Annotated in this window: 2 protein-coding genes and 1 pseudogene; all 3 read right to left on the bottom strand. The window is 74.8% G+C overall.

The annotated features are described in order from the left end of the window. A pseudogene (locus RBXJA2T_RS11055) lies at positions 1-747 on the bottom strand (hypothetical protein); the annotation flags it as partial. 32 nt (positions 748-779) lie between these two features. Beyond that, complete coding sequence (locus tag RBXJA2T_RS11050; protein ID WP_009857455.1) at positions 780-2,756, bottom strand: flagellar biosynthesis protein FlhA; 1,977 nt, start codon at positions 2,754-2,756, stop codon at positions 780-782. After that, a partial coding sequence (locus RBXJA2T_RS11045; protein WP_009857454.1) for a lytic transglycosylase domain-containing protein occupies positions 2,753-3,309 on the bottom strand: 557 nt, incomplete at its 5' end. The genes RBXJA2T_RS11050 and RBXJA2T_RS11045, both read right to left, overlap by 4 nt.

The raw sequence follows: 3,309 nt of genomic DNA, 5'->3' as shown, positions 1-3,309 counted from the left end.
CTCGGGCGCGGCCTGCGCCGCCAGGCCCTGGCCGCGCAGCTTGGGCACGGTGCTCGGGGCCGGGCGCTCGTGGCTGCTGATCTCGATGCGGCTGCGCGCCTGGCTGGTCATCAGCGCGCGCACGATCGACGCGACGCCGGGCACGACGACGTCGCGCCCGCCGAAGCTCACCGCCACGTCGTGCGCCCAGGCATAACGCAGGAAGTGCACCTCGAAGCCCTGCGGCGCCGCCGCCGCGGCCTGGGCGCGCTGGCCCTGCGCCAGCTCCTCGACCTGATCGAGGAAACGCCGCGTGCCGGCGGCCACCAGCGTGCCTTCGGCGGTGGCGCGCAGCGTGTGGCGCGCGTCCAGCATGTTCAGCTCCTGCGCGCTGCGGCGCACGCGCGCCGCGGCCTCGCGCGACATCGGCAGCGTGCGCGTGCCCAGCTCCGCGGGCACGTAGACGTGCACCACCGTGCCGTCGTAGTAGCCGACGAGGTTGAAGCTGCGCGCGACCTTGGCCCAGACGCGTTCGGCGTCGCCTTCGAAGGCGCCGTTGACCGCACCACGCACCTGCTCGCTGACGGCCACCGGCACGTCGACCTGGCCGAACAGGTCCTCGAGGAACTGCGCTACCGGCTGCTCGCGCGCGGTCAGCCGCACCTGGCGTTCGGCAAACGGGATCGGCGCGGCCTGGGCGGCCAGGCAGGTGCCGGCCAGCAGCAGCGCGGCGAGACGGGCGGGCAGCGATCGTGGAATGGGGTTCATCGGGGGGAGAGGCTCGGTCGGGGGGCGGCGGCTCACGCTGCCTCGAGCTGCACGGCGGGCTCGTCGCCGACACGCGCCAGCACCTCCAGGCGCAGCGTCGGCATCAGCTCGTGGTAGCTCAGCACGGGGGTGTCGAAGCACTCGGCCTCGACCAGCTTGCGCACGTGGCGGCGCAGGTCGACGGCGGTCAGCAGCGCCGCCGGCCGGCTGGTGCGCACCGCCTGCGCCAGGCGCTGCATCGCCGCCTGGGCATCGGCCGGGTCCAGCGCCAGCGTCGACTGGCCGTTGGCCACGCGCACCGCGGCGCGCAGCCGGTCCTCGAACTCGGGCGTCAGCAGCACCGCGCGCAGCACGCCGTCGGGCGCGGCGCGGTGGCTGGTCTGGCGGCGCAGCGCGATGCGCGCCATCTCGGTCAGCGCGAAGACGTCCTTCTCGCGCTGCGCGGCGTCGGCCAGGGCTTCGAGCACGTCGCGCAGGTTGCGGATCGGCACCTCCTCCTCGACCAGACGGCGCAGGATCTCGGCCAGCCGCGCCAGCGGCAGCGCGCGCAGCGCCTCCTTGACGACGTCGGGGTAGTCGCTGCCGGCACGCGCCAGCAGCGCGCCGGTCTCCTGCGTGCCGAGGAACAGCGCGGCGTGGCGGCGCAGCGCCTGGTGGCAGGCCTCGGCCAGCGCCGCGGGCAGCGGCGCCGGCGGCAGCACGCCTTCGGCGATCGGCACCTCGAAGGCCAGCAGCCGCCAGCCGGCGGGGGCGCCGGCTTCGGCCGGCCGCGGGTGCACCGCGATGCGCGGCAGCAGCAGGCCGAGCTGGAGCTGGAAGCGGTCGAGCACCTCGGACAGCGCGTCGACCAGGGCGCGTGCGCTGGCCGCGTCGAGCGCGCTCTGCGGCAGCTCCAGCAGCAGCGGCACTGCCGGGCGCGGCTCGGGTGCGGCGGTGCTCAGCACGCCCGGGGCGGCGGCCTCGCGGCGCGGCACCTTGCTGAGCGTCGGGCCGAGGCGGCGTTCGAGCACGCTGCGCAGCGCCGGCGTCAGCAGCGCACCGCCGCCCAGCAGCACGGCGGCCAGGCCGAGGAAGACCAGCGCCGGGAAACCCGGCACCGCGGCCAGCAGCACGCACAGCCCGCCAGCGACCAGCAGCACACGCGGCTTGGCCGCGACCTGGCGGCCGATCGCGTCGCCCAGGTGGCGGTCGCGTTCCTCGTCGGTGGCGCGCGTGACCAGCAGGCCGGCCGACATCGCGCCCAGCAGCGCCGGGATCTGCGCCACCAGCCCCTCGCCGATCGTCAGGATCGAGTAGGTGTGCATCGCGCCGGCGAGCGTCATGTCCTTCTGCAGCACGCCGATCGCCAGCCCGCCGAGCACGTTGACGACGACGATGACGATGCTCGCGATGGCGTCGCCCTTGACGAACTTCATCGCCCCGTCGAGGCTGCCGTGCAGCTTGCTCTCGAGCTCCAGCTCGCGGCGGCGGCGGCGCGCCTCGTCCTTGTCGATCACGCCCGAGCGCAGGTCCGAGTCGATCGACAGCTGCTTGCCGGGCATCGCGTCGAGCGTGAAGCGTGCCGCGACCTCGGCCACGCGTTCGGCGCCCTTGGCGATGACGATGAACTGGACGACGGTGATGATCAGGAACACCACCAGCCCGACCACCAGGTTGCCGCCGGCGACCATGCGGCCGAAGGTGTCGATGATGTGGCCGGCGTGCGCCTCCAGCAGGATCATCCGTGTCGTCGCGATCGACAGCGCCAGGCGGAACAGCGTCGTGATCAGCAGCACGCTGGGGAAGACCGAGAACTCCAGCGGCGAGCGCACGTAGATCGCCACCAGCAGCAGCACCACGCCGCTGCAGATGTTGGTCGCCACCAGCACGTCGACCAGCAGCGGCGGCAGCGGCAGCACCATCAGCGCGACGATGACGACGACGCCGGCCACCAGCGCCAGATCGCCGTAGCGCGACAACAGGCTGCCGCGCGTCGTGCGGGCCGACGCGAAATAGGCGGCGAGGCTCATCGGACGGTCACCGGCACCAGACTGGCCGCGGCGGCGCGCAAACGGCCGTACTCGCCGAGCACGCGGCGCACGTAGTCCTGCGTCTCGCGGTACGGCGGCACGCGCCGGCCGTGGCGCTCGACGGCGCCTTCGCCGGCGTTGTAGGCCGCCAGCATGAGGTCCAGTTCGCCGCCGTAGCGGCGCTGCAGCATCGCCAGATGGCGCGCGCCGGCCTGCAGGTTGGTCGGTGCGTCGTGCAGCGCGCTGCGGCCCTGCACGCCGTAGCGCGCCGCGGTGGCCGGCATCAGCTGCAGCACGCCGCGGGCGCCGGCGTGCGACACGGCGGCGGCGTCGTGGCGCGACTCGACATGGGCGATGGCGTGCAGCAGCAGCGGGTCCAGGTTCTCGGCCAGCGCGACCTCGTCGACCACCGGCGCGAGCTGCAGCGCCCGCCCCAGCGAGGCTGGCCAGCGCCGCGTGACGGGCGCCGGCGCGGCGACCGGCGCGGCCGACGCCGCCAGGGCCGCCGGGGCCGGCGGCACGGGCGCCGGGTCGTACATCTGCAGCTGCTGCG

Origin of the sequence: Rubrivivax benzoatilyticus JA2 = ATCC BAA-35, from assembly GCF_000190375.1 — a bacterium.
Lineage (GTDB): Bacteria > Pseudomonadota > Gammaproteobacteria > Burkholderiales > Burkholderiaceae_C > Rubrivivax > Rubrivivax benzoatilyticus.
Note: the sequence above shows the minus strand (reverse complement) of the source record. Positions and strands in the feature narration are given on the sequence as shown.

Excerpts from the sequence above, each read along its gene's own strand:
- RBXJA2T_RS11050 (WP_009857455.1), bottom strand. The coding sequence starts at position 2,756 with ATGAGCCTCGCCGCCTATTTCGCGTCGGCCCGCACGACGCGCGGCAGC.